Below are 25,609 nucleotides of genomic sequence, written 5' to 3'. Positions count from 1 at the left end.
AGAGTGGTAGACCCCGCCCCGCAGGTCACGATCATCGTCCCGGTCTACAACGTCGCGGACTACCTGCCCGAGACACTCGGGTCGATCGCGGCGCAGACCGTCTTCAGCCAGTGCCACGTCATCCTGGTCGACGACGGCAGCACGGACGGCTCCGATCTGCTGGCCAAGCAGTTCGCCACGGAGCACTCCAACGTGACGGCCCTGCAACAGCGCAACAGCGGCCCGGGTGCGGCCCGCAACGTGGCGCTCGACCTGGCCGACACCCCGTACGTGGCGTTCGTCGACTCCGACGACCTGTTGCCGCCGCGCGCCATCGAGGTGCTGCTCAAGGCGATCGTGACCCACAAGGCGAGCATCGCCATCGGCGACATGGACACCTTCCCGAAGCCGACCGCGTTCCTCTGGAAGAAGCCTTTCGGCAAGGGCGACCGGCTGCTGGAGACCGTCGTCGACGCACCGGATCTGATCTTCGACGCCGGCCCGTGCCACAAGCTGTACGACCTCGCCCAACTGCGCCAGCACGGCCTGCGGTTCCGCGAGGGGGTCCACTTCGAGGACGCTTTCCTGGCCATCCCGATGCTGCTCAAGGCCGAGCGCATCGCCCTGGTCGACGAGGTCGTCTACCAGTACCGCCGTCGGGACACCGGCAACTCCATCATGGACAACCTGTTCCTCCGGGAGCAGAACTACTGGGACCACCTGGAACTCTGCGAAACCCTCGCCAGTCTGCGGCCCGAGTTGGACGTCTTCCGCCGCGAGGTCCTGGAACGCTTCCTGGTGCGCAGCTACCAGGGTTTCGCGATGCGGGCGCACACCCTGTTCGACGACGCCGCGCTGTGGCGGATTTTCGAGAAGTGCACCCAGATCTACCAGGACGTCGATCCGGCCTTCATCGCCCGCTGGAGCGCCGACACCCGGCACCGGGTGGCCTACCTCGCCTTCAAGACCTATGACTTCGACCTGTTCGCGCGCCCCTGGGAGCGGGTGCACGGCGTCGTCGCCTGCGGCGGCGAGCTGCACCTCGACTACCCGGTCACCCCGGCCCTACTGCCGTTGACCAGGGTGAGCGCGGTCTCCGTGCGGTTGGAGCAGGCGCGGCTGACCGAGTCCGGGGACGCCCTCAAGCTGTCCGGTCATGTGCAGATCAACGGCTTGCCCATGCACCGTCCGATGCGTACGCCCCTCGGGCTGCGGTTGCGGGGCAGCAAGCTGACCGTGCCCGCCACGCTTGAGCGGCGCAGCGACCTGAAGTCCGCCGACGACAGCCGGGAGTGGTCCGGGTTCGTGGCCGAGGTACCCGTCGCGCAGATGCGTACCGGCAGCCACCTCCTGCGGCTCGTCTTCCTCACCGAGACGGGTCAGGCGTCCCGGCAGTGTCTGGTCTCCGCGGCCTTCCTGCGTGACGCGGTGACGAAGCTCGTCGGGGACACCCGAATCCTTCCGGGCTTCGACGGTCGGGAGAACGCAAATCTGCTGGTACAGCGGGCCGGTGGCGCCGAGGGCCGGCGTCGGTGGCGGCGGATGCTGGTGCGCAAGGACCTTCGACACGCCCTTTCCCGTCGACCCTTCTGGAAGCAGCGCCTGCTGCGTCTGATCACCGAGCCGCTGATGCGCGGGCGCGACATCTGGCTTGTCGGCGAGCGTAAGGACACCGCACAGGACAACTCCTGGCACCTGTTCCGCCACCTTCGCAAGGTCGAGCGCAGGCGGAACGCCTACTACGTGATCGCCAGCGACAGCCCGGACCGGGAGAGGCTGCGTGGGCTCGGCAACGTCGTCACGTACGACTCGTTCCGGCACAAGTTCCTCATGCTGCACGCCACCAAGCTGATCAATTCCTACGACATCGACTCGTACATGCTGCCGTCAAGCTGGGAGCGGGGGCCGTACCTCAAGCACCTCAACTGGCGGATCGGCCCGGCCCGCGTCTTCCTGCAGCACGGCGTCACGGACAAGGACGTCAGCGGCGGGTTGCACCGGGCCAAGACCGGGGTCGACCTGTTCGTCGCCGCGGCCGGGCAGGAGGCCGAGTACGTGTCGAAGCAGTTCGACTACGGCGACGCGGCCCAGCGGTTGGGTTTCCCGCGCTTTGACGCACTGGTCCCGGAGCGAGGTGGGCGGCGGATTCTGCTGATGCCCACCTGGCGCAGCTACCTGGTCAGCCCGTCGTACAACCCTGCGCTGCGCCCCAGGTTCCCGTTCGACACGTCCGGGTACGCCCGGTTCCTGAGCGAGCTGTTCGGCAGCGAGGAGTTGCGACTCAGCCTGCGGCGGCACGGCTACACCCTGGAGTTCCTTCCGCACTACGAGATGCGGAACGTGTCGACGGCGATGGTGCCGGCGGACCCGTCGTTCTCGGTGGTGGACCAGACGCAGCGCAGCGTGCAGGACGCCCTGCGGCAGTGTGACCTCTTCATCACCGACTATTCGTCCACCGCCTTCGACGTCGCCTACCTTGGCACTCCGCTGATCTACGCCCACTTCGACAAGGAGGAATACTTCTCCATCGGGGGCTACCGCAAGGGCTACTTCGAGCACGAGAACCACGGGTTCGGCCCGGTCTGTGCGACCGCCGAGGAGACGGTGAACGCGATCGTCAGCTACCTGGAGAACGGGTGTGTCCGCGAGGAGGAGTACTCGCGCCGGGCAGCCGACTTCTTCGCCGTTCAGGACCGCAACAACTCCCAGCGGGTGGCCGCCGCCATCGCGGCGCTGCCGGGCCCGCAGCGGTGACCGGCGTGACGCCCCCGCCGGGGGAGCAACCCCGCGCGCTGGCCGAACCCACCGGGTTCGTGGAGGTGTACCGCCGGGTGCTGAGCCCGCAGACCCGGCGTGCCATCGCGACGAAGGTGAGCCCCCGGGCCCGGCACCAGCTGAAGCAGTGGGTCGCCCGGGCCGCGCGGGACGGCAACCTCTCCGAGCGCCGGGGCGAACGGCTGGCCCGCCGCCAGCCGGAGTTGCTGGCCGGCGCGGACCGGGTGGTCGTCACCGCCGACCGGGGACCCCGGGTGGCCCGGGTCGCGGCGTCGGTCACACCCCTGATGGCACGACTGGACAATCTCACCGCGGTGACGGCGGCGCTCGACGAGGCCGGCGTACCCCACTTCCGGGTACGCGGCGAAAGCTCCCGATCGTCGGTGGTGGCCGTCGACGCCGAGCACCGCGCGCGGTCGTACGCCGCGCTCGCCGCCGCCTGCGGTCGGGTCCCCGGCTACGTCTCCGTGCCGGACGACACCGGGCAGCCGGCCGCCGGGTTCGAACCGAAGTCCTGGGACCGGCTGGCGGACGCCCCGGTGTTGCGGCTGACCTGGTACTGGACGGACCCCCAGCGGCGGCTGGTGCTGGGACAGGAGTACGGGTGCGACGTCGAGTTCTGGACCCGGGAGGGTGACACGCTCGTCGCGCCGCGGCCCAACATCGTCGCCGAACAGGTGACGGTGGCGGCGCCGCTGGTCCTCGTACCGGAGTCGCGGTTCACCGGCCTGGCGCCCACCTCCGCGCCCGCGACCGCCTGGACCCGTCCGGAGTTCGCCGCGCCGCGCCCCGACGACGTGCCGTTCCCGGTCGACGTGGTCTACACCTGGGTCGACGGCGCCGACCCGGCCTGGCTACGCCGGCGGGCCGAGGTGGCCGGGGTGCCGTACCACGCGGAGGCGGCCAGCGCGGCCCGCTTCCTCAGCCGCGACGAGCTGCGCTACTCGCTGCGGTCGCTGCACCTGTTCGCACCCTGGGTACGCAATGTCTACGTGGTGACCGACGACCAGGTGCCGACCTGGCTGGACCCGTCCGCCACCGGGCTGCGGGTGGTCAGCCACCGGGAGATCTTCACCGACCCGACGGTGCTGCCGACGTACAACTCGCACGCCATCGAGAGTCAACTGCACCACATCGACGGGCTCTCCGAGCACTTCCTGTACTTCAACGACGACGTCTTCCTCGGCACCGAGGTGCTGCCCCAGGACTTCTTCCTGGCCAACGGCATCTCCTGGTTCTTCCCCTCGCCGGCGCTGGTGCCGCCGGGCCCACCCGCCGCCGGGGACATCCCGTCGTCGGCGGCTGGGAAGAACAACCGGGCGTTGATCGCGGAGCGGTTCGGCACCGTGCTGACCCAGAAGATGAAGCACATGCCGCACGCGCTGCGGCGGAGCGTGCTCCAGGAGATCGAGCAGACGTTCCCGCAGCAGTACCGGCGGACCGCGGCGAGTCAGTTCCGCAGCATGGACGACCTGTCGGTCGCCTCGTCGCTGCACCACTACTACGCGTTCCACACCGGTCGCGCGGCGCCGGGAAACCTGCGCTACACCATTGCCGAGCTGTCCCACCCGGACACACCCGCCCGGTTGGCTCACCTGCTCGCCCGTCGGGATCGGCAGGTGTTCTGCCTGAATGACGCGTTCTCCGTCGAGGAGGACCTCGACCGGCAGATGGCGCTGCTCATCCCGTTCCTGGAGACGTACTTCCCGGTGCCGAGCCCGTGGGAACGCGCCTGAACCCACCCCGGACACGACGGTGGCCGGCCGCGCCCTCCCCGGCGACGACCGACCACCGTGCCCTCACGGGCGATCGGGCTCAGTACGAGTAGCCCGAGCCACCTGCGTCGTTCGAGCCGCTGTCCGCCGGCGGTGCGACCGCCTTCGGCGTGCCCTTGGGCAGGCAGCTCAGGTTCTTCTTGCCGTCCGGCTGGACCACGAACCAGGTGCCACCGACAGCCTGGCCCTTCCACTGACCGGGCTTCTTGTCACCGATGTAGCGGTAGACCGGCCAGCCGCCGACGGTGAGCTGACGGGTGCCGTCCTGCCGGGTCACGCTGCCGACCTTGTCGTCGGAGACGCCGGTGAGCTGCGGGTTGCCGTCGGTCAGTGCCGGGGGCCACACCTCGGCGCACTTGTCGACGCAGTTCGACGACGGCGGGTCGGCGGTGTCCTTGTCGAAGCGGTACAGGATCCAGCCGTCCTGGTCGATGACCACCTTGCCCATCCGGGCGACACTCTTACCGACCAACTTCTCGGTCAGGTCGACGTCCGCGGGCGGGGCGTCGGCGGCCGGCGCCTCCGCGGACGCCGAGGCCTCAGGTTCAACCGTCGCGGTGGGCTCGGCCGCGGCGACGGCGACCGGCTCGGCCGCGCTCGAGTTCGCCCCGTCGTAACCCGCGGGAGCGCAGGCCGTTAGTGCGACCATCGCGCTCGCGACGATGACGGTCCGCTTCATCTGTGCCACGTGCCCTCCTCATTCTTGACAGTTCACCCATAGGTACGGCGGGCAGGCTGTCAAGGTTGAAGTAGTAACAGTGGTCAATTTCACGTAATTCGATTGAACCGTTTCCGGCCGCGCTGCGTACGCCCTCGCGAGGGGTTCCTCGCGCAACGACAGATCGGCGCCGGTCATTGTGGTAATGACCGGCGCCGATGCGGTAAGCGCGCCTACATGGGTACGGTGACCAGCGGACTCGCCACGCCGTTGACATCCACCGACTGCACCTGGAGCTGCTTGATGTCCTTCGGCAGAGCCGACGTCGAGGCGCTCAGTTCGAGACCCTGCGGTCGGGTGCTGGTGCCATAACCGCCATCCGGCACCGACCAGCTCGAGATGACCTCGGTGCTGCCGTTCTTGCGTACCACCACCAGCCGGCAGACGCGTGGGCCGGGCAGCTTCCGCAGGCTGAAGTTGATCCGGGTGCCGTAGTCCTTGGTCACCAGGAACATGGTGGTCTGCACACCGGTGGTCGGGTCGGTCGCCTCGACCTGGTCGCCCTCCACCTCGGTGCCGCCCACACCCGGGCCACTCGGTGCGGCCGTCGGCACGCTCGTCGGCGGGTCGTTCGGTGCACTCGGCGTCGACTCGGCGAGCACCCCCGGCGACTGCTCGTTGCCTGTCACACTGACGAAGCCGTACCCGCTCAGACCGCCGAAGACCACCACAGCGGCGGCCGTCGCGAGCATCTGACGAAACCGGGTACGCCGCCGGTGGGCCCGGACCGCGCCGAGCGTCCGGTCCAGTAGGGCCGGGTCGGTCGCCGTCTGCTCCAGCGCCATCATCGTCTCGCCGTCGATGTCGGAGAGCAGCCCCACCACCGGCACCATCGTCTCCAACTCGGCCGCGCACGCCCAGCAGGTGGCGAGATGCTCCTCGAACCGCTCAGTGTCCTGCTCGTCGAGCACACCGAGCGCGTACGCCGCGACGTCCATGTGGTCCGGCCGGCTCATTCTGTCACCCCCCGCTCCTGCAGAGCCGTGCGCAGCGCGCGCAGCGCGTAGTAGACCCTCGACTTGGCGGTGCCCAGCGGCAGGCCCAACTCCTCGGCGGCCTCCGGCACCGTCCGCCCCCGGAAGTACGTCGAGATCAGGATCTCCCGGTGCGACTGACTGAGCGTACGCAGCGCGTCCGCCACCGTCATGGTCCGCAGCACCCGGTCGGTGCTGTCCGCCTCGGCGAACGCGGTGAGGTCCCGGTCGTACGTCTCCGGCGGCCGGGCCTCCTGGCTGCGGTGCTCGTCGATGGCGATGCGGCGGGCCACAGTGACCAACCACGGCCGCAACGACCCCTGCCCCTGGGTGCCCAGGCGGTGCGCGTTGCGCCAGGCCCGCAGCAGCGTCTCCTGGACGATGTCCTCCGCGCGCTGCCGGTCCCCCCCGGTGAGGCGCATGACGAACATCAGCAACGGACCCGCGTGCTCGGCATAGAGCTGACGGATCAACTGGTCGGAGTGGCTGGCCTCGGTTGACGTCGCCTGATGGCGCCCGGGCGCCGGTCGCGGCGTCACCGGACCATTCTGGCGAGGCGTCGCCCGCGCGTCGACCCCCCGGGCAGACGAGGTTGACCGTGACGACGGTCGCGCCGACAACCAGTCAGCGCGTACCGCGTCGCCATGCCAACCGGCCGCCACCGCGTGCATGCAGACCTCCGGGATCGTCCGTGACCAACGCCGGCCCACAAGGTGGGCCGCCCGGTGGTACGCAGCACCGGCCCCAACGGATCAACAATCGGCGAAAATATCTACGGCGCGTTGTCGAGTGGACGGTCAGCGGCGCACCGAGAACAGGCCAGGCGGTGGCGGATCGGAGCCGGTCGCGTCGGCATCCCGGACGATCTGCGCGCCGCTGGCGAAGCGATCCAGCTCGTCGCCGGCCACCACCCGGCCGGGGAACCAGTCGCCGGCAGCGCGTCTGGTCAGCTCCGGCACCGGCGGCGTGGACCGCCCGGCGACCAGCACCAGATTCCCGTACCGGCGCCCGCGCAGCACCGCCGCGTCCCCGACCAGACAGGCCCGCGGCAGCACCGAACGGACCGTGGCGACCTGCCCACGGGCGTGCCGCAGCGGCGGGCCGTCGGCCAGGTTCGCCAGGTACCAACCGGAGGGACGCAGCACCCGGGCCACCTCGGCCGCGTACTCCACCGACGTCAGGTGCGCCGGGGTACGCGCACCGGAGAACACGTCGGCGACCACCACGTCGTAGCTGGCCTCCCGGGTGGACGTCAGCACCGCCCGGGCGTCCTCCACCCGGACCCGCAACCGGGCGTCGGACGGCCACGGCAACGCCCGACGGACCAACTCCACGAGCGCGCCGTCCACCTCGGACACCCGCTGGGTCGACAGGGGTCTGGTGGCGGAGACGTACCGGGGCAGGGTCAGGGCGCCGCCACCCAGATGCAGCACCCGCAGCGGCTCGCCGGCCGGAGCGATCAGATCCACCGCGGCGGCCAGCCGCCGCACGTACTCGAACTCCAGGTGGGTGGGGTCGGTCAGGTCGACGTGCGACTGTGGCGCGCCGTCCAGCAGCAGCGTCCACGAGCCGGCCCGGTCCGGATCCGGGACGAGCTCCGCCAACCCGGTGTCCACCTGCTCGACCACCCGGTCACCCGCCCGTTTACGCCCCACCGGAACCAGTATCCGCGTTCAACGGGCGGCGCGGGCCGCAGCGGTCAACGCGCGGTGCAGCAGCCGGGAATCGCCGAGCAGGGCCCGCAGTCGGCGCTCCAGGCCCGCGATCGGGATCAGGTTCTGCGGGGCCCGCGGATCCTTGTACGGAGTCGACGCGAAGCGCGGCAGGGTCACCAACGACAGGTCGGCCAACTCGATCGCCGCCTCGACGGGCAGGTCGGCGGAGCACTCCACCCGGACGATGCCCGCCCACGGCGCGCCGATCGCCACCGGCAGCCGCAAATACCACGACCAACCACCCCAGGCGGTGCCGAGCCGGAACACCGGGGACCGCTCACCCGACGCCATGCCGGTCACCACGGCGGTCAACCGGGCATCCAGGTACTGACTGTGCTGCGTCTTGATGTAACCCAGGGTGCGCGGCAACTGCCGACGACTGCGCAACGGGCCGTCCACCACCAACAGATCACCGTCGACCCGGGCGGCGTCGGACACCGCAACCTCCAACGCGGTCAGCGGACCCTGCACGGCGGCCGGCAGCTTCGCCAGCTCACCCGTGCCACCCACCCGGTGCACCGGGTAACGGATCGCGCCCGCCACCACATCCTGCGCCGACGGGCTCGCGGTGAACAGACCCCGACCAACCCGGGTACCCGCCAACTGCGCCGCACCCCGGCCCAGGTCGCACCGGACCACCCCGGCCGCGTACGAGGCGGCCAACCCGGGAAACGACAGACCGTCGGACTCGGCCGTCCAGATGCTCGCGTCGATGCGCCGAACCCCGTCGACAAGCAACACCACGTCGGGCGCCAGCACCCCGGGGCGTACCCCGATGGCCCGCCAGTCCACGGCGGGCAACTCCACGTCCGCGTCGACCTGGGCGCTGCTCTGCGCGGCCGGACCGGCGGCGGACGCCTCGAACGACGCCCCGTACGCCGGATCCCACGAATCCACGAAGAACGCGGCGTCACTCACCGAGCTGGCCTTTCGTTCGCGACTGCGGGGCTCCGCTGCGCTGCACTCCTCGCGCTCACCGGCCAGTCCGCTCCACGCGGGCGGACCGGGCATCCTTGCGCACCTCGAAGCGGACCGGGATCCGCTCGGCCAACGCCGGCACGTGGGTGACCACGCCGACCATCCGATCGCCCCGGGCCGCCAGGTTTTCCAGGGTCGCCGCCACCGTGTCCAGGGTGGCGGCGTCGAGGGTGCCGAAACCCTCGTCCAGGACTATCGACTCCAGGCTCGCCGCCGTGGTGGACATCCCGGCCAACTGCTCGGAGAGCGCCAACGCCAACGCCAGCGACGCCTGGAACGTCTCACCGCCGGAGAGGGTCCGTACGCCGCGACGCAGCCCCGCGTCGTGGTGGTCGACCACCACGAACTCACCCTTGTCGTGCACCAGCTCGTACTGCCCGGAGGACAACTCCCGCAGGATCCCCGACGCGCCGTCGACCAGCAGGTCCAACGCCTCGGCCAGCAACCACCGCTCGAAGTTGTTGGCCCGCAGGTGCCCGGCGAGCGCGCGCGCCACCTGCGCCTCCCGCTCGTGCCCCGCCCGCTGCTCGCGCAACGTTCCGGCCTGCTCGCGACGCTCGTGCAGCCGCCGTCGGTCGGCGTCGGCCCGCTCCACCGCCACGGTCGCCGCGTGCACCGGGTCGTCCCCGACCGGCACGTCGGCGGCGGCGAAGATGCCCGCGATGGCCCGCTGCACCCCGTCGGCCACCGACTCGGCCTCCGCCACGGCGGCGGCCCGACCGGCCCGCTCGGCCCGGCGGCGGTCCGCCTCGGTGGTCGCCCAGTCGGTCAGCGCCGCCCACGCGGCAGCCACGTCGTCCCGGTCGGTCGCCGGCGGGCCGAACCGGGCCAACCCGTCCCGGGCGGTGTCGAAGGCCCGCCACGCCGCCCGCAGCCGTTCCTCGGCGGCGTCCACAGCGGCCCGGGTCTGCCGAGCGGTCTCGCGGCCGGCCCGGACCGCGGTTGCCGCCTCCTCCAACGCGCGCCGCAGCCGGGCGTGCTCGGCCAACTCCCGGCGCAGCACGGCCGGCTCGGCCGCGCCGGAGAGCTGCCCGTCCAGCTCGGCCAGCCGGGCCTCCATCTGCTCCTGCCGGGCTCGCCCCTGCACCAGCAGCCGCTCCAGCTCCCGCGCCGCCGTGTCCCGCTCCTGCACTGTCGTCTGCGCGGCCTTGGTCGCGGCCCGCGCGGCCTTGCCCGCGGCCGTCGCGGCGGCCACCGCCGAATCGGCAGGCACCGCCGGCACCTCGGCCACCGGCTGCTCGCACACCGGGCACGCCACGCCGGCATGCAGGTGCACCCGCAGGCTCACCGCCAGGTCGGTGGCCTTCGCCTCCTCGTGCGCCCGGAAGGCCGCCTCCAGCTCGGTGTCGGCCCGCTCGGCGACCACGCGTGCGGCGGCCAGGGCCGCCACCGCCGCGGCGTGCTCGTCGTTCGCCGCGCGCACCGTCGCCCGGACCGTGTCGGCCTCGCCGGACAGCCGATCCCGATCGTCGTACGCCCGCAGTTGCAGTCGCAGCGCGCTCTCGTCACCGGCGGCGGCCAGCTCGCCGCGCAGCTTGTCCTCCCGCTCCTCGGCCAGCGACACCGCGGTCGCCGCCGCCTCGGCGTCGGCCCGCGCCGCGGCGACCGCGCGAGCGACAGCGGCCACCCCAGCCGGCGCGCGCACCCCGGTCAGAACGGTCAGCTCGTCGTCCAGCGCCGTCAGCGCCGCCGCGGCCTCCCGTGCGGTGACCCGGGCCGCCGCCAGCTCCGGCACCGCCTCGGCCACCGCGGAGGCCAGCTCGGCCATCCGGTCCACCCGGGCGTCGGCCTCGGCCAACGCCTCGTCGTCCACGCCCGTCAACCCGGCGAGCACCTGGTCGACCGCCTCCAGCCGGGCCTCCGCCTGCGCGGCGCGCGCCGTCGCCTTCTTCTGCACATCCTCGTAGACGCCGAGGCCCAGGAGGTTGACCAGGATCTGTTGCCGCGTCGCCGGCTTGGCGTGCAGGAAGTCGGCAAACTGCCCCTGTGGCAGCACCACACAGCTGGTGAACTGCTCGTACGGCAGCCCCACCGCCTCCAGCACCGCCTGCTCCATCTCGGCGGGGGTGCCGGCCACCACCTCGCCGAGGTCGTCCGGGCTCAGGCCGGTGTCCAGTTTGGTGACGTCGAAGCCGGCCGGCATCAGCTGCAACCCGGCGTTCGCTGTCTTCACGTTGCCCCGGCCGTCCCGGCGGACCACCCGGGTCGCCACGTACCGGGCGCCGCCGGACTCGAAGACCAACCGCACCCGCGCCTCGGTCGCCGACGGCGCGAGCGCGTTCGCCAACCCTCGGGCGCCACCCCAGCGGGGCACCATGCCGTAGAGGGCGAAACAGATGGCGTCCAGCACTGTGGACTTGCCCGAACCGGTCGGGCCGATCAGCGCGAAGAAGTCGGCGTCGGTGAAGTCGACTGTGGTCTCGTCCCGGAAGACCGTGAACCCGGCCATGTCCAACCGCATCGGACGCATCAGTGCTCGACCTCCTCGAAAAGCTCGTCGAAGAGCTCCCGGACACCCTCGTCGGCGTGGCCCCGGCTGTCCAGGTAGTCGGCGAACAACTCCCTGGGCGAACGCCCCGACCGCTGGGCGATGCGCGCGCCACTGCCCGGCGCGGCCAACAGCTCCGGGTCGATCCGGATCTCCAGGGCCCGGGGGAGCAGCTCCTGGATCTCCTCGCGCAGGCCGGCGCGGGGTTGCTCCCGCACGAACACCCGCAGCCACGCGTCCGGCGCCTCGATCTCGGCGAGCTGGGCCAGGGTGCCCCGCACCGTCCGCAGCGCGCTCGCCGCCGTCACCGGCACCTCCCGCACCCGGGCGGCGGTGCTGGCCGTCACCTCGACGATCGTCACCGAGGGGATGTTCTCCTGCTCACCGAAGTCCACCGCGAGCGGGCTGCCGCTGTAGCGGACCGGGCAGGGGCCCGCGACCCGCTGCGCCCGGTGCAGGTGACCCAGCGCCACGTAGTGCGCGGTGGCCGGGAAGACGGTGGCCGGAACGGCGTAGCCCAACACGGTGTGCGCGTCGCGCTCACCACCACCGGTGGCCGCGCCGGTCACCGTCAGGTGCGCGGTGACCAGGTGCACCCGGTCCGGTTCGGTGAAACCCTCGGTCAGTCGCCCCAGCACCCGGCCCAGGTGGTCGGCGTACGTCTGGTTGGTCTCCGCGGCGGTCAGCTCGTACATCTCCAACGCGCGCACCGCGTACCGCTGGGACAGGAACGGCAACGCGGCCAGCCGCCACCGCTCGCCGCCGACGGTCGTGCCGTCGATGACGTGCTCGTCCGGATTTTCCCGTACCCCTCCGCGCAGCGTGATGCCGGCGGCATCGGCCCACGGGCGCAGCGCGTCCAACGCCGGGCCGTTGTCGTGGTTGCCGCCGATCGCCACCACGTCCGCGCCGGTCCGCCGCAACGCCGTCAACGCCCGGGTGACCAGGCGGGTCGCCTCCGAGCTGGGCGCGGCGGTGTCGTAGAGGTCACCGGCGACGATCACCAGATCCGGCTGCTCGGCACGGGCGATCTCGATCACCCCGGCCAGCACGGCCTTGTGCTCGTCGGCCCGGGACTGCCCCTTGAGCACCTTTCCCACGTGCCAGTCGGAGGTGTGCAGGATCTTCATGGCTGCTGCCCCCTGCCTAGAACGGGATGTCGTCGTCGGTGCCGCCGCCGGAGCCCACCACGGCGAACGGGTCGGCGGACTGGGTGATCGAGCGCAGCGTCTCCGATGGTGCCCGGCCCGCCTCGGAGACCCGGGTGGCCCAGGCCGGGAACGGGAACTCCAGGCAGAGCGGCACCGGGATGTCCGGCTGGTTGACGAACATGGTGCCCGGCTTGGCCAGCAACGCTCGCTGGCGCTGCGCGGGGGGCAGGAAGCCGTACTCCGGGCGGGACGCCTCGGCCGGGTCGAGCCGGCCGACCACCCGGATCGCCGAGTTGGTGACGATCCGCCGCTCCACCTCGCTCGCCGTCTGCTGCGCGCCGATCAGGATCACCCCGAGCGACCGGCCCCGCTCGGCGATGTCCAGCAGGACCTCCTTGATCGGCGAGGAGCCCTCCCGGGGGGCGTACTTGTTGAGCTCGTCGAGCACCACGAAGAGCAGCGGCTTGGAGGTGCCCGACTTTTCCTTGCGCTCGAACTCGCTCTTCAGCGTCACACCCACCACGAACCGCTGGGCGCGGTCGGGCAGGTTGTGCAGGTCGACCACCGTGACCTGCGCCGACTCGCTCGTGTTGATGGAGTGGGGGCGACGGGTGGCGAGGTCACCGCGGATCAGCCGGGCCAGGTCCTTCTTACTGCCGATCAACCGCCGGGCGAACGCGTTGACGGTGCCCAGCCCCACCGCGCTGCCCGCCCAGTCGGAGCGGGTCTCGTCGTCGTTGAGCTGATCGACGATGTGGTCGACCAGGTCACCGTAGGAGCCGAGCCGGACCCCGTCGATGCTCACCCCGCCGTCGGCGGGCTGGGCGTAGCGGGCCAGGTGCGCGGCCACCGAGTGGACCACCATCGTGTACTGCTGGCGCTCGTCGTCGGCGTCGGCGAAGACGTACGGCAGCAGGCGGTCGGTGCAGAACTCGCTGAGCGTCCAGTAGAACGAATCCACCCCGGTGAGCCGGCTGCTCACATCCGGCGTGCCGGCCGCGTCGCCGACCCGGGGTGGGGCGTAGACCCGCACGTCGGGGAAGGCGCCGGCGCTCAACCCGAGCTTCGCGTACGCCGCGCGGGTGGGCTCGTCGAGGCGGGTGTTGGGGTGGTCCAGGAAGAGCAGATCCTCACCCTTGACGTTGAAGATCAGCGCCTTGGCGTTTACCGCGTCGCCGCCCAGCACCCCGGAGCGGAACACCGAGTAGAGCAGGAAGGTCGCGAAGCTGGTCTTGGTGGCCACCCCGGAGATGCCGGAGATGGAGACATGCGCGCCCCGGCTGCCGTCGAGGAAGTCGGCGTTGAGATAGACCGGGACCCCGTCCCGACCCATCCCCATCGGGATGCGCCGTTCCATCCGGTCGAAGTGCAGCGCGCGCGCCCGGGCGTCACCCTCGGCCCGGTGCACCACCGCGCCCGGGGTCGGCGGCACGTACAGCTCCGGATCGACACGCGTGGTGGTGATCTCGGCCGCCTCCTGCACCTGGGCGGGCAGCGTGCCGTCGGCGATGGCGAACACGTCGGAGTCGAACTGGGCGCCCTCGTGCCGAGCGCGGACCTGGGTGACCACCCCGGCGATGGTCACCGGCTCCCGGTTCGGCAGCTCCCGTCGGGTGACCACCACGTCGTCGAGTTGGAGGTAGCTGCCGGGCGCCACGGCCGTCCAGAACTGCAGCGGGGTGGCGTCGGCGGTGCCCAGCACCCGCCCGACCGCCTCGCCCGGGCTGTCGAGGTCGGCGTCGGTCATCGGGCGACTCGGGTCGGTCGGGCAGCACGGTCGGGAACCATGTTGTGCATCCTGCCCGAGGAGTACGACAGGTCGCCACGCGACGCGGCGGACGACACCATGCGCCGTCACACTCATGACGCAGGGTGCTCATCCGAGCGCATGAGGTGGGCGGGAGTCGTATCGGCGCGCACCGGACTCAACTCTCGGAGCGCCGGCGGCGTTACCTAGGCATGGAGTACGCATGAATGACGACTTCGGCGCCTTCGTCGCGACGTCCGGCCCGCGACTGCTCCGTTTCGCCGTTCTTCTCACCGGGCAGCGGGCGGACGCCGAGGACCTGCTGCAGGAGGTCTTGGAGCAGGCGTACCCACGCTGGCACGCGGTCCGGCAGCGGCAGCCGGAGGCGTACCTGCGTCGCGCGATGACCAATCGGCTCGTCAGCCGGTGGCGCTCACCGTGGAACCGACGTCGGGTCGCCGGCCTTCCGGACATGGCGCCGCAGCAGGACGAGATGACCCGGGTCGACGACCGGGAGTTGCTACTGGCGGCGTTGCGGGAGCTGCCGCCGCGGATGCGGGCAGTGGTGGTGGTCCGCTACTGGCTTGGCTTCTCCGAGGCGGAGGCCGCTGCCGAACTGGACTGTTCCGTGGGTTCGGTGAAGAGCCAGGCATCCCGTGGTCTGCACCGCCTGCGGGCCCGGCTGGAGGCTGCAGGTGTCCCTGCACTCGACCTCGCGGAGGAGAACCATGCGTGACCACGAGGTGACCCGCCTGCTCGACCACGCCGTCGCCAGCGTGGAACTGCCGCCCGGTCTCGCCCAACGGGTCATGGTGGGAAGCCGGGCGCGTCGCCGTCGGCGTCTGCTGCTGTCCGGCGGTGCGGTGGCCGTGGTGGTGGCCGCTGGGGCACTGGTGCTTCCGCAGCTGGGGCCGGCCGATGGTGGCAGCGAGGGCGGAGGCGTCGGGCCGAGCGCCGCTGCCGACGTCCCGGCCGGAATCGTCGGTCTCGACGGTCGACCGGTGACGCCGGCGCAGGTCGTGGCGGTCGGCCGGGTCGGGACGGAGACGCTCGTGCTGATCCGAAGCGAGCCACGCGCCGGGGAGCGGGCCGCCGGGGGACAGGCCCTCGAGGTCCTGGTCGCCCCGGACGCGGGCGAACCGCGCCGGTTGCTCGACCACCTCTCGTACGACCTGGCCTGCGTCGACGGTGATGTGGTCTGCGCGAGCGTCAGATCCACCGGCAGTGGGCTGGGCGTGGCCGTGGCCCGGCGCTCCGGTGGTCGGCTCTACGTCCTGGTCCAGGCACCGCCGGGGCGTACCGTCGAGGTCGTCGCCAACGGCGTGCCGCATCCGCTCGGCGCGGCGCCGCGGGGCGCGGTGGTCGAGGTGGTCGCCGCCGAGCCGTACGAAGAGGTGCAGGTCTGGGCGAGCACCGAGGACGGTCGGCGCTATCAGATCCCGTGGGCTCCCGGGGCGGTGCTCATCGATTGAGGTCTCGGGCGGGCGTGGCGGAGCATGAGGACGCCGTCGTCGGCGGCGAGCACGTGCCGCAGTGGCAGGTGCCGGGGCGGTGCGGCGTCGCCGGCGGTGATCCGGCCGGGGCCGGGCCCGGCGAGCAGCGGCGACACGGTGAGGCACAGCTCGTCCACCAGATCGGCGGCGGTGAGCGCACCGAACAGGTGTGGGCCGCCCTCGCAGAGCAGTTGGGTGAGCCCGCGTCGGTGCAGCTCGGCGAGGCCGGCGGCCAGGTCGACCCGCTCGGTGCCGCAGCGCAGCACGTCGGCGACGTCGGTGAGGCCGGGTGGCGGATCGGCGTCGGCGTGGGTGAGCACGATCGGGCGGGTCGGCGCGTCGGCGAAGGCGGCCTGCGCCGGGTCCAGGTCGAGCGAACCGGAGACGACCACGAGCGTCGGGTACTCGGCCAGCCCGTTGGCGCGGCGCCAGGCGCGGCGGCGCTCGTCGAGGCGGACCGCCCGGTACCCCTCGTGGCGGAGCGTGCCGGCGGCCACCACCAGGGCGTCGCAGACCATCCGCAGCAGGCCGAACACCCGTTTGTCCGGCTCGCCGGAGAGCCCGGCGGAGTAGCCGTCCACGCTGACCGCGCCGTCCAGGCTGGCCACGAAGTTCACCCGCAGGTGGGGCTCGTCGGCACGGCAGTAGAGAGTGGTCAGCGCGGCGTCATCGAGCGGCTGCGTCGACGGCTCGGGCCAGAGCCGTCGGATCGGAATTCCGACGGTCATTCGCCGGCCGGACCGGTGACCGGAGGGGTCGGTTCGGCGGTACGGTGCTGGCAGTCGCACCAGTTCCGGCCCGGGCAGTCGTCGTGTCGCCGGGCCCGGCACGCTCGGCAGATCATGCTCGCAGCCTAAGCCGCGGGAGGACAGGACAGCATGTCGCGTCAGATCTTCCAGCTGAAGATGTCCCTCGCCGGGACCCGCCCGCCGGTGTGGCGCCGGGTGCTCGTGCCGGCCGGCTACACGCTGGACCGGCTGCACCGGGTGGCGCAGCACGCGATGGGTTGGCGGGACTGCCACCTGCACTCGTTCGAGATCGATGCGGTGCAGTACGGCGAGCCCGACCCGGACGGGGAGTTGGCGCTGCACGACGAGCTGGACGTGCGGCTCGACGCGGTGCTCGGCAAGGGCAGCCGGTTCTCCTACACCTACGACTTCGGCGACTGGTGGGAGCACGACCTGGTCGTGGAGGACGCGCTGACCGCCGACCCGGACGAGCGGTACCCGGTCTGCCTGGCCGGCGAGCGGGCCTGCCCGCCGGAGGGTATCGGCGGGCCGTCGGGTTACCAGGCGCTCCTGGAAGCCCTGGACGACGCGACCGCCGCAGCCGACGTCGTCGGCTGCCGCCACGCGGTGCTGCGTGACTGGGCGGGTTCCACCTTCGACCCGTCCCGCTTCGACCCCGACCGCGCGACCATCCTCCTCCGCCGCTTCTGCTAACGCCCCCACGCGTTGTTGATCAAGAAACTCGCGGTGCTGGTGGGGTAGGCGGTGGCGGAGTGATCAGCGGTAACGATCTGGGAACGCTCCCAACGCCCTATTGACACTCCCGTTACCCGCCGGCAATCTCATGGGAGCGCTCCCGAGGGTGGCACGGATCACTGACGCATCCCCGGCCTGGCGCGATGAGCACCCCCCCACCACACACATCCAGCCTCACCACCGGAAAGAGGGGTCAGCGAATGAGTGTCACCACGCGGCGTACCCGCCTGGCGGCCGCTGCCCTGGCCGCGATCACCGCTATCGGCGGTCTCGCAGCCTGCGGCAACGACGACGACAAGCCGGCGGCCGGCGAGAAGCCAGCCAAGCTGGTCGTCGACACCTTCGGCGAGATGGGCTACGACGAGCTCGTCAAGCAGTACGAGAAGGACACCGGCATCAAGGTCGAGCTGCGCAAGACCGCGCAGCTCGGTGAGTACCGGCCGAAGCTGGTCCGTTACCTGGCCACCGGCAAGGGCGCGGCGGACGTCACCGCCCTGGAAGAGGGCATCCTCAACGAGTTCAAGCCCAACGCGCGCAACTGGGCCGACCTCACCCCGCTGGTCGCCGACCACTCCAAGGAGTACCTGCCCTGGAAGTGGGAGCTGGGCAAGGCGCAGGACGGTCGGCTGATCGGCCTCCCGACCGACGTCGGCAGCCTCGCCGTCTGCTACCGCAAGGACCTGTTCCAGGCGGCCGGCCTGCCCACCGAGCGCGACCAGGTGTCGGCGCTCTGGCCGGACTGGAAGGGCTTCCACGACGCCGGTCTGAAGTACAAGCAGGCCAGCGGCAAGGCGTTCATCGACTCGATCACCGCCGTCTCCAACGGCGTGATGTTCCAGGGTGGCGGTGACCTGTTCTACGACAAGGAAGACAACATCATCGCGGACACCAGCCCCGCGGTGAAGAACGCCTGGGACACCGCCACCTCGATGGCGGACATCTCCGCCAAGGCGTCCACCTGGTCGCCGGAGTGGTCGGGTGGCTTCAAGCAGGGCACCTTCGCGGCGACCTTCTGCCCGTCCTGGATGCTCGGCATCGTGTCGGACAACTCCGGTCCGGCCAACAAGGGCAAGTGGGATGTCGCGTCAGTGCCGGGCGGCGGCGGTAACTGGGGCGGCTCGTGGCTCGCGGTTCCGGCGCAGAGCAAGTACCCGAATGAGGCGGCGAAGCTCGCCGAGTACCTGACCAACGCGAAGAGCCAGGTCGAGGCATTCAAGCTCAAGGGCCCGCTGCCCACGAACCTGGAGGCGCTGAAGAACGACGCGTTCATCAGCTACACCAACGAGTACTTCAGCAACGCGCCGACCGGCAAGATCTTCGGGGAGAGCGTCGCCAAGATCCAGCCGACCTACCTGGGCCCGAAGCACCAGGCGGTCAAGGAGAACGCGCTCGAGCCGGCCCTGCGGGCGTTCGAGAACGGGCAGGCCGACAAGGCGAAGGCCTGGGAGCAGTTCACGAAGGACGCAAAGACTCAGGGTGCCTTCTGAGTGATCCTCTGCCGGTGGCGTTCGGGGTTTCCCGGACGCCACCGGTCGGTCCCCTCCGCGTAGTGCCCTGCGCGAGGGCCCCCGGGCCTCGCCGGAAAAGGAAATTCGCATGAGCCTGTCGGCCACGACGGCACGGCCGTCGCCAGCAGCACCGCCTTCTCCCGACGTCTCTCGCCGACGTCGACGGGGAAGGTTACTCAACCGCCTCGATGTCAAGTACTCGCCGTACCTCTACATCGCCCCGTTCTTCCTGATCTTCGGCGTATTCGGGCTGTACCCGATGCTGCGTACCGCCTGGATGTCGCTGCACGACTGGGACATGATCGGCGAGCACTCGTTCATCGGCTTCGACAACTACACCCGGCTGTTCTCCGACGAGTACTTCTGGAACGCGCTGGTCAACACGTTCGGCATGTTCGCCCTGTCGACCATCCCGCAGCTGCTGCTGGCGCTCTTCCTGGCGAACCTGCTCAACCGGACGTTCCTGCGCGCCAAGACCTTCTTCCGGATGGCCATCTTCGTTCCGAACGTGGTCTCGGTGGCGGCGGTCGCGATCGTCTTCGGCATGCTGTTCCAGCGGGAGTTCGGCCTCTTCAACTGGCTGCTCAGCTTCGTCGGTGTCGACCCGGTCGACTGGGACGGGCACCGGTGGAGTTCCTGGACGGCCATCTCTACCATGGTCAACTGGCGGTGGACCGGGTACAACACCCTGATCCTGCTCGCCGGCATGCAGGCGATCCCGAAGGACCTCTACGAGGCCGCAGAGATCGATGGCGCCGGCCCGTGGCGACAGTTCTGGCAGATCACCCTGCCCATGCTCAAGCCCACCTTCATCTTCGTGGTCATCCTGTCCACGATCGGTGGCATGCAGCTCTTCACCGAGCCCCTGCTCTTCGGCAACGGCAACATCATCGGCGGCAACCAGCGGGAGTTCCAGACGCTGGCCATGTACATGTACGAGATGGGCATCGTGAACCTGAACACCGCCGGCTATGGAGCCGCGGTCGCCTGGGCGATCTTCATGATCATCGTCGTGGTGTCGCTGTTCAACTTCCTACTCGTCCGCCGCACGGCAAAGTGAGGAGAGATCGATGATCTCGGCTTCCCAGCGCCTGTGGCGCACCAGCCCGTTGACCTACCTGGCGCTCGTCCTGGCGGCGCTGCTGTCGATCTACCCGTTCTACTACATGTTGGTGATCGCCAGTCGCAGCCTGGACAACATCAACGACGTGCCCCCGCCGCTGACCCCCGGCGGAGCGTTCGGTGACAACTTCGGGCGGGTGCTCGACAACGACGCCGCCAACTTCCTCAAAGGCATGATGAACTCGATCATCGTCTCCTCGGTGGTGACCCTGTCGGTGGTGCTCACCGGTTCGCTGGCCGGGTTCGCCTTCGCCAAGCTGAAGTTCCGGGGGAGCAACGCCCTCCTGTTGGCGATCATCGTCACCATGATGATCCCGACCCAGATGGGCCTCATCCCGCTCTGGGGCATGATGCAGGACCTGGGGTGGTACGACACCCTCTACGCGGTCACCGTGCCGTTCCTGGTCAGCGCCTTCGGCGTGTTCATGATGCGGCAGTACGCCAGCCAGGCGATCTCCGACGAGCTGATCGAGGCGGGCCGCGTCGACGGCGCGAGCACGTTCCGGATCTACTGGAGCATCGTGCTGCCCGCACTGCGCCCCGCCGCCGGGGTTCTCGGTCTGCTGACCTTCATGGAGACCTGGAACTCGTTCCTCTGGCCGTACGCCATCCTCTCCCCGGAGAACCCGACCCTGCAGGTCTCGCTCTCCTTCCTCTCGTACGCCTACTACACCGACTACTCCCAGGTGTTCGCCGCCACGGCGATCGGCACCATCCCCCTGGTAATCGTCTTTCTCGTGTTCGGCCGCCAGATCATCGGCGGGATCATGGAAGGTGCCGTCAAGTCGTGAGCAACCCCGCCAGCCCACCCGCCGTCGACGTCCTCGACGAGCGCCCCGGGCTGACCTTTCCACCCGGATTCCTCTGGGGGGCCGCGACGGCGGCGTACCAGATCGAGGGGGCGGCGGCCGTGGACGGCCGTACCCCGTCGATCTGGGACACCTTCAGCCACACCGATGGTCGAGTCCTCCTCGGGCACACCGGGGACGTGGCCTGCGACCACTACCACCGTCTCGGCGACGACGTCGCGCTGATGGCCGAGTTGGGCCTGAAGTCGTACCGTTTCTCGGTCTCCTGGTCCCGGGTGCAGCCCGGCGGCACGGGCGCGGCCAACCCGCAGGGTCTGGATTTCTACCGGCGACTTGTCGACGAGTTGCTGGCCAACGGCATCGAGCCGTGGCTGACCCTCTACCACTGGGATCTGCCGCAGCCGTTGGAAGACGCCGGTGGCTGGCCGGCCCGGGACACCGCGGCCCGCTTCGCCGACTACACGACCCTGGTGGCCGACGCGCTCGGTGACCGGGTGCGCTACTGGACCACGCTGAACGAGCCGTGGTGCTCCGCGTTCCTCGGCTACGGCTCCGGCGTACACGCCCCCGGCCGCACCAACGGAGCGGACTCGGTGCGCGCCGGACACCACCTGATGCTCGGTCACGGCCTGGCCGTGCAGGCACTGCGGGCCGTCCGGCCGACCGCCGAGGTGGGCGTGACCGTCAACCTCTACCCGGTCGACCCGGCCAGCGACACCCCCGCCGACTCCGACGCCGCCCGGCGGATCGACGGGTTGGCCAACCGGTTCTTCCTGGACCCGCTGCTGCGCGGGTCGTACCCGGAGGACCTGGTGGCCGACCTCAGCACGGTGACCGACTTCGACCACGTACGGGACGGCGACCTGGCGATCATCTCCACGCCGCTGGACCTGGTTGGGGTCAACTACTACAGCCGGCACGTGGTCGCCGCACCGGTCGAGGGCGTCGAGGCCGACCCGGCCCCGTCGTGCTGGCCGGGCAGCGAGGACGTCCGGTTCGTCACCCGTGGCGTCCCGGTCACCGACATGGGCTGGGAGATCGACGCCCCGGGTCTGACCGAGACGCTGCGCCGGGTGCACGAGTACACCGATCTGCCCCTGTACGTCACCGAAAACGGTTCCGCGTTCGTCGACTCGCTGGTCGACGGGCAGGTCGACGACGTCGACCGGCTGGCCTACTTCGACGCCCACCTGCGAGCCGCCCACGAGGCGATCGACGCGGGAGTGCCCCTGCGGGGATACTTTGCCTGGTCGTTGATGGATAATTTCGAGTGGGCCTGGGGCTACACCAAGCGGTTCGGCATGATCCACGTCGACTATGACAGCCAGGTCCGCACCCCCAAGTCCAGCGCCAAGTGGTACGCCTCGGTGATCCGGCGCAACGGTCTGGCCGCACAATAGGCTCGGGCCAGCCATCAGGACGGCCCCGGCGTCCACCTCCCGCAGGTGGCGCCGGGTCCGCCCGCCGTCGGAGGAGCAGACGATGACAACGCAGCGCACCCGGTCGCTCGGGCGCCCGACCCTCGACGCGGTCGCGGCGCGTGCCGGCGTCGGTCGGGGCACGGTCTCCCGCGTGGTCAACGGCTCGCCCCAGGTCAGCCCGGAGGCCCGGGCCGCGGTCCAACAGGCCATCGCGGAGCTGGGGTACGTGCCGAACCGGGCCGCCCGTGCGCTCGTCACCCAGCGCACCGACTCCGTCGCGCTCGTGGTGTCCGAATCCGGCGAGCGGGTCTTCACCGAGCCGTTCTTCGCCGCGATCGTACGGGGGATCAGCTCGGGGCTGCTGGAGACGCCGATGCAGCTCTGGCTGGCCATGGCACAGTCGCCCGTGGAACGGGAGCGGGTCGAGCACCACCTCACCAACCAGCACGTCGACGGCGTACTCCTGCTGTCGTTGCACGACTCCGACCCGCTGCCGACGCTGCTGGAGGAGCGCGGCCTGCCCGCCGTGCTCGGCGGTCGGCCCGCCCGAATGCTGCAACCGGGCGCCCAACCGGCCTGGTTTGTCGACGTGGACAACGTTGGCGGGGCTCGGCAGGCGGTGGAGTACCTGGCGAGGCAGGGGCGGCGACGGATCGCCACCATCGCCGGTACGCAGGACATGGGCGTGGGCCTGGCCCGGTTGACCGGCTACACCGAGGCGGTCAAGGCCACCGGGGCCGGCGTCAACCCCGACCTGATCGCGTACGGCGACTTCAGCGAGGGCAGCGGTGCGGCCGCCATGGGTCGGCTGCTGGACGCCTGCCCGGACCTGGACGCGGTCTTCGTCGCCTCCGACCTCATGGCGTTCGGTGCGCTGCGTACCCTGCGCGAGGCCGGCCGGCGCGTGCCGCAGGACGTCGCGGTGATCGGCTTCGACGACGCCACGATCGCCCTGCGGGCGGAGCCGCCGCTGACCACTGTCTTCCAGCCGGTGGAGGAGATGGGCCGGCAGATGGCCCGCCTGCTGGTGGCCCGGATCCGTGGCGAGGAGCTACCCGCCTCCCACATCCTCCTGGACACCCAACTGGTCCACCGAGCCTCCGCCTAATCCACCCCCCGTGGTCAGGGGGTCCAGCGGCGGAGTTCGCGCTTGGCCAGGGAGTTGCGGTGGACCTCGTCGGGGCCGTCGGCGAGGCGCAGGGTGCGGGTCTGCGCCCAGAGGGCGGCCAGTGGGGTGTCCTGGCTGACGCCGGCGCCGCCGTACCCCTGGATGGCCTTGTCGATCACCCACTCCGCCATCGCCGGCGTGCCGATCTTGATGGCTTGGATCTCGGTGTGCGCGCCCTTGTTGCCGACGGTGTCCATCAGCCAGGCCGTCTTGAGCACCAGCAGCCGGGCCTGCTCGATGCGGACCCGGGACTCGGCGATCCACTCCCGGACCACGCCCTGCTCGGCCAACGGTCGGCCGAAGGCGATCCGCCCCAGCGCCCGCTTGCAGAGCAGCTCCAATGCCCGCTCAGCCATTCCGACTAATCGCATGCAGTGGTGGATCCGGCCCGGACCCAGCCGGGCCTGGGCGATGGCGAAGCCGGTGCCCTCGGCGCCGATCAGGTTCTCCGCGGGCACCCGGACGTCGGTGAAGTCGATCTCGGCGTGCCCGCCGTGCGAACCGTCGGTGTAGCCGAAGACGGTCATCCCCCGGCGCACTGTCACCCCGGGGGTGTCCCGGGGGACCAGCACCATGCTCTGCTGGCGGTGCCGGTCGGCGGTGGGGTCGGTCTTGCCCATCACGATGAAGATCTCGCAGCGCGGGTCCATGGCCCCGGACGACCACCACTTCCGTCCGTTGATCACGTACTCGTCGCCGTCGCGGGTGATCCGGGTGGCGATGTTCGTGGCGTCGGAGGACGCGACGTCCGGCTCGGTCATGCAGAACGCCGAACGGATCTCACCCTCCAGCAGCGGCATCAGCCAGCGCTGCCGCTGCGCCTCCGAGCCGAACTCGGCCAGCAACTCCATGTTGCCGGTGTCCGGTGCCGCGCAGTTGACCGCCTCCGGTGCGAGATGCGGGCTGCGCCCGGTCAGCTCGGCCAGGGGAGCGTACTGGAGGTTGGTCAGGCCGGCGCCGTAGCGCGGGTCGGGCAGGAAGAGGTTCCACAGGCCACGCTTGCGGGCCTCCGCCTTCAGTTCGGCCAACACCGGGGTACGCGACCACGGGTCCCCGGTGGCCACCTGCTCGGCGTGCACGGCCTCGGCCGGGTAGACGTGCTCGGTCAGGAACCGGGTCAGCTCGTCGCGCAGCTCCTCGGTCCGGCTGTCGAATGAGAAGTCCATCACCGCTCCCTGGCGGCGGTCAGCCCGTGCGCGACCAGCGGTGCCACCATCTCGCCGATCCGGTCGAAGCCCTCGCCGAGCGTCTGCCCGAGCGTGTGACGGTAGTGAATGCCCTCGCAGATGACCGCGAGCTTGAAACAGCCCAGCGCGACGTGCCAGTGCAGCGGCCCGACGTCCACGTCGGCACGCCCGGCGTACCTGTCGATCAGCTCGCCGCCGGTGGGGAAGCCGGCGCGCGGGCCGAGCCCGTCGGCGACGGGGTTGCCTGCGGCGGTGTCGCTGTCGCCCAGCACGTCCCAGTAGGTCAGTAGCAGCCCCAGGTCGGCGAGAGGGTCGCCGAGGGTGGCCATCTCCCAGTCGAGCACCGCGTGCACGACGACCGGGTCGGCCGAGGCGAGGAGGTTGTCCAGTCGGTAGTCGCCGTGCACGATCCGGCCGGCGTTCGCGCCCTCCGGGGCGGTGGCCGCGAGCAGGTCGCGCAGCTCGTCGATGCCGGGCAGTGGGCGGCTGCGGGAGCGGTCGAGCTGCCCGGCCCAGCGGCGCACCTGCCGGGCGAGGTAGCCCTCGGGGCGGCCGAAGTCACCGAGCCCGACAGTGGTCGGCTCGACGCTGTGCAGCGCGGCGAGTGTGTCCATCATCGCCATGGCGAGGGCCCGACGGCGCTCGTCGCCCAACGGGTCGGTCTGCGCGCGGGTGCGGAACACCTCGCCGGGCATCCGCTCCATCAGGTAGAACGGCGCGCCGATCACCTCGGGATCGGCGCAGAGCAGCAGCGCCCCCGGGACCGGCACCTCGGTCGGTGCCAGCGCGGAGATGACCCGGAACTCGCGTGCCATGTCGTGCGCGGTCGCCAGCACGTGCCCCAGCGGGGGACGGCGCAGCACGACCTCGCGGTCACCGAGGCGCAACAGGTAGGTGAGGTTGGACTTGCCGCCCGCGATCAGCTGGGCCCGCAGCGGCCCGACGGCCAGCTCGGGTCGGTGCTCCGCCAGATAGTCGGCGAGACGGTCCAGGGCCAGCCCGGCCGGGGAGACGGAGGCGGAGACGGCCTCCGGCCGTGGCGCATCAACGGCCGGATCGCTCATCCGACTAGTTGATGGCAGCCCGCTCACGTTGTCAAGGTCAGAATTTCCCCTCG

At 70.9% G+C, this 25,609-nt stretch carries 21 protein-coding genes; 10 read left to right on the top strand and 11 right to left on the bottom strand.

The genetic code is table 11. The annotated features are described in order from the left end of the window. Positions 1 to 3: 3 nt before the first annotated feature. Together IW248_RS33735 and IW248_RS17000 are read left to right on the top strand one after the other, a co-directional pair. On the top strand, positions 4 to 2,733 hold the full coding sequence (locus IW248_RS33735) for a bifunctional glycosyltransferase/CDP-glycerol:glycerophosphate glycerophosphotransferase (RefSeq protein ID WP_196927788.1): 2,730 nt from the start codon (positions 4 to 6) through the stop codon (positions 2,731 to 2,733). Positions 2,734 to 2,738: 5 nt separating this feature from the next. Continuing rightward, positions 2,739 to 4,490, top strand: coding sequence for a stealth family protein (locus tag IW248_RS17000; protein ID WP_196927787.1), 1,752 nt, complete (start codon positions 2,739 to 2,741; stop codon positions 4,488 to 4,490). 79 nt (positions 4,491 to 4,569) lie between these two features. On the opposite strand, the gene IW248_RS16995 is transcribed toward IW248_RS17000, so the two are convergent. The 8 genes from IW248_RS16995 to IW248_RS16960 form a co-directional block, all read right to left on the bottom strand. After that, entirely contained in the window at positions 4,570 to 5,217 is a 648-nt protein-coding gene (locus IW248_RS16995) for a hypothetical protein (RefSeq protein ID WP_124819861.1), read from the bottom strand. 203 nt (positions 5,218 to 5,420) lie between these two features. Continuing rightward, a complete protein-coding gene (locus IW248_RS16990) occupies positions 5,421 to 6,203 on the bottom strand; it encodes an anti-sigma factor family protein (RefSeq protein ID WP_196927786.1) in 783 nt (260 codons plus the stop codon). Then, positions 6,200 to 6,892, bottom strand: a complete 693-nt coding sequence (locus IW248_RS16985) for a sigma-70 family RNA polymerase sigma factor (protein ID WP_124773096.1) — start codon at positions 6,890 to 6,892, stop codon at positions 6,200 to 6,202. Before IW248_RS16985 ends, IW248_RS16990 begins: the two co-directional genes overlap by 4 nt. A 126-nt stretch (positions 6,893 to 7,018) precedes the next feature. After that, positions 7,019 to 7,876, bottom strand: a complete 858-nt coding sequence (locus IW248_RS16980; protein ID WP_196927785.1) for a spermidine synthase — start codon at positions 7,874 to 7,876, stop codon at positions 7,019 to 7,021. An 18-nt stretch (positions 7,877 to 7,894) separates the two neighbouring features. Further along, positions 7,895 to 8,947, bottom strand: a complete 1,053-nt coding sequence (locus IW248_RS16975; protein WP_231396337.1) for a hypothetical protein — start codon at positions 8,945 to 8,947, stop codon at positions 7,895 to 7,897. Continuing rightward, positions 8,910 to 11,384, bottom strand: coding sequence for an AAA family ATPase (locus tag IW248_RS16970; protein ID WP_196927784.1), 2,475 nt, complete (start codon positions 11,382 to 11,384; stop codon positions 8,910 to 8,912). Before IW248_RS16970 ends, IW248_RS16975 begins: the two co-directional genes overlap by 38 nt. Next, positions 11,384 to 12,532, bottom strand: a complete 1,149-nt coding sequence (locus IW248_RS16965) for an exonuclease SbcCD subunit D (RefSeq protein WP_196927783.1) — start codon at positions 12,530 to 12,532, stop codon at positions 11,384 to 11,386. Before IW248_RS16965 ends, IW248_RS16970 begins: the two co-directional genes overlap by 1 nt. Positions 12,533 to 12,548: 16 nt before the next feature. Then, positions 12,549 to 14,300, bottom strand: coding sequence for an ATP-binding protein (locus tag IW248_RS16960; protein ID WP_196927782.1), 1,752 nt, complete (start codon positions 14,298 to 14,300; stop codon positions 12,549 to 12,551). A 223-nt stretch (positions 14,301 to 14,523) separates the two neighbouring features. Between IW248_RS16960 and IW248_RS16955 the strand changes: the two genes are divergently transcribed. Then, on the top strand, positions 14,524 to 15,036 hold the full coding sequence (locus IW248_RS16955; protein WP_196927781.1) for a SigE family RNA polymerase sigma factor: 513 nt from the start codon (positions 14,524 to 14,526) through the stop codon (positions 15,034 to 15,036). Beyond that, positions 15,029 to 15,772: a hypothetical protein gene (locus IW248_RS16950; protein WP_196927780.1), complete on the top strand. Its 744-nt coding sequence runs from the start codon at positions 15,029 to 15,031 to the stop codon at positions 15,770 to 15,772. Before IW248_RS16955 ends, IW248_RS16950 begins: the two co-directional genes overlap by 8 nt. On the opposite strand, the gene IW248_RS16945 is transcribed toward IW248_RS16950, so the two are convergent. Beyond that, positions 15,733 to 16,521 carry a pyrimidine reductase family protein gene (locus IW248_RS16945; RefSeq protein WP_196927779.1) on the bottom strand — a complete coding sequence of 263 codons (789 nt, stop codon included), beginning with the start codon at positions 16,519 to 16,521 and terminating at the stop codon, positions 15,733 to 15,735. The genes IW248_RS16950 and IW248_RS16945 overlap by 40 nt on opposite strands. 150 nt (positions 16,522 to 16,671) lie before the next feature. Here IW248_RS16945 and IW248_RS16940 point away from each other — a divergent pair, with 150 nt between their 5' ends. From IW248_RS16940 to IW248_RS16915, 6 genes are all read left to right on the top strand, one after another. Then, positions 16,672 to 17,235, top strand: a complete 564-nt coding sequence (locus IW248_RS16940; protein ID WP_196927778.1) for a plasmid pRiA4b ORF-3 family protein — start codon at positions 16,672 to 16,674, stop codon at positions 17,233 to 17,235. A gap of 242 nt (positions 17,236 to 17,477) precedes the next feature. After that, on the top strand, positions 17,478 to 18,764 hold the full coding sequence (locus tag IW248_RS16935) for an ABC transporter substrate-binding protein (RefSeq protein WP_196927777.1): 1,287 nt from the start codon (positions 17,478 to 17,480) through the stop codon (positions 18,762 to 18,764). A 109-nt stretch (positions 18,765 to 18,873) separates the two neighbouring features. Further along, positions 18,874 to 19,845: a carbohydrate ABC transporter permease gene (locus tag IW248_RS16930; RefSeq protein WP_196927776.1), complete on the top strand. Its 972-nt coding sequence runs from the start codon at positions 18,874 to 18,876 to the stop codon at positions 19,843 to 19,845. 10 nt (positions 19,846 to 19,855) lie between these two features. Continuing rightward, positions 19,856 to 20,698 (top strand): carbohydrate ABC transporter permease, encoded by an 843-nt coding sequence (locus IW248_RS16925; RefSeq protein ID WP_124819849.1) that lies wholly within the window; start codon positions 19,856 to 19,858, stop codon positions 20,696 to 20,698. Beyond that, complete coding sequence (locus tag IW248_RS16920; RefSeq protein WP_196927775.1) at positions 20,695 to 22,116, top strand: GH1 family beta-glucosidase; 1,422 nt, start codon at positions 20,695 to 20,697, stop codon at positions 22,114 to 22,116. Before IW248_RS16925 ends, IW248_RS16920 begins: the two co-directional genes overlap by 4 nt. Positions 22,117 to 22,198: 82 nt before the next feature. Next, positions 22,199 to 23,245, top strand: a complete 1,047-nt coding sequence (locus IW248_RS16915) for a LacI family DNA-binding transcriptional regulator (protein ID WP_124819847.1) — start codon at positions 22,199 to 22,201, stop codon at positions 23,243 to 23,245. Between the two features lie 14 nt (positions 23,246 to 23,259). On the opposite strand, the gene IW248_RS16910 is transcribed toward IW248_RS16915, so the two are convergent. Both IW248_RS16910 and IW248_RS16905 read right to left on the bottom strand, forming a co-directional pair. Then, positions 23,260 to 24,471, bottom strand: coding sequence for an acyl-CoA dehydrogenase family protein (locus tag IW248_RS16910; protein WP_196927774.1), 1,212 nt, complete (start codon positions 24,469 to 24,471; stop codon positions 23,260 to 23,262). Then, positions 24,471 to 25,556: a phosphotransferase family protein gene (locus tag IW248_RS16905; RefSeq protein ID WP_196927773.1), complete on the bottom strand. Its 1,086-nt coding sequence runs from the start codon at positions 25,554 to 25,556 to the stop codon at positions 24,471 to 24,473. The genes IW248_RS16910 and IW248_RS16905 overlap by 1 nt, the downstream gene beginning before the upstream one ends. Positions 25,557 to 25,609 lie beyond the last annotated feature (53 nt).

The organism is Micromonospora ureilytica (assembly GCF_015751765.1).
In the GTDB taxonomy this organism is placed as follows: domain Bacteria; phylum Actinomycetota; class Actinomycetes; order Mycobacteriales; family Micromonosporaceae; genus Micromonospora; species Micromonospora ureilytica.
Note: the sequence above shows the minus strand (reverse complement) of the source record. Positions and strands in the feature narration are given on the sequence as shown.

Bases quoted from the DNA above. Each gene is read 5' to 3' on its own strand.
- IW248_RS16990 (WP_196927786.1), bottom strand. From the start codon at position 6,203: ATGAGCCGGCCGGACCACATGGACGTCGCGGCGTACGCGCTCGGTGTG.
- IW248_RS16985 (WP_124773096.1), bottom strand. From the start codon at position 6,892: ATGCACGCGGTGGCGGCCGGTTGGCATGGCGACGCGGTACGCGCTGAC.
- IW248_RS16975 (WP_231396337.1), bottom strand. From the start codon at position 8,947: ATGCCCGGTCCGCCCGCGTGGAGCGGACTGGCCGGTGAGCGCGAGGAG.
- IW248_RS16970 (WP_196927784.1), bottom strand. From the start codon at position 11,384: ATGCGTCCGATGCGGTTGGACATGGCCGGGTTCACGGTCTTCCGGGAC.
- IW248_RS16965 (WP_196927783.1), bottom strand. From the start codon at position 12,532: ATGAAGATCCTGCACACCTCCGACTGGCACGTGGGAAAGGTGCTCAAG.
- IW248_RS16960 (WP_196927782.1), bottom strand. From the start codon at position 14,300: ATGACCGACGCCGACCTCGACAGCCCGGGCGAGGCGGTCGGGCGGGTG.
- IW248_RS16955 (WP_196927781.1), top strand. From the start codon at position 14,524: ATGAATGACGACTTCGGCGCCTTCGTCGCGACGTCCGGCCCGCGACTG.
- IW248_RS16950 (WP_196927780.1), top strand. From the start codon at position 15,029: ATGCGTGACCACGAGGTGACCCGCCTGCTCGACCACGCCGTCGCCAGC.
- IW248_RS16945 (WP_196927779.1), bottom strand. From the start codon at position 16,521: ATGACCGTCGGAATTCCGATCCGACGGCTCTGGCCCGAGCCGTCGACG.
- IW248_RS16940 (WP_196927778.1), top strand. From the start codon at position 16,672: ATGTCGCGTCAGATCTTCCAGCTGAAGATGTCCCTCGCCGGGACCCGC.
- IW248_RS16935 (WP_196927777.1), top strand. From the start codon at position 17,478: ATGAGTGTCACCACGCGGCGTACCCGCCTGGCGGCCGCTGCCCTGGCC.
- IW248_RS16930 (WP_196927776.1), top strand. From the start codon at position 18,874: ATGAGCCTGTCGGCCACGACGGCACGGCCGTCGCCAGCAGCACCGCCT.
- IW248_RS16925 (WP_124819849.1), top strand. From the start codon at position 19,856: ATGATCTCGGCTTCCCAGCGCCTGTGGCGCACCAGCCCGTTGACCTAC.
- IW248_RS16915 (WP_124819847.1), top strand. From the start codon at position 22,199: ATGACAACGCAGCGCACCCGGTCGCTCGGGCGCCCGACCCTCGACGCG.
- IW248_RS16910 (WP_196927774.1), bottom strand. From the start codon at position 24,471: ATGGACTTCTCATTCGACAGCCGGACCGAGGAGCTGCGCGACGAGCTG.
- IW248_RS16905 (WP_196927773.1), bottom strand. From the start codon at position 25,556: ATGAGCGATCCGGCCGTTGATGCGCCACGGCCGGAGGCCGTCTCCGCC.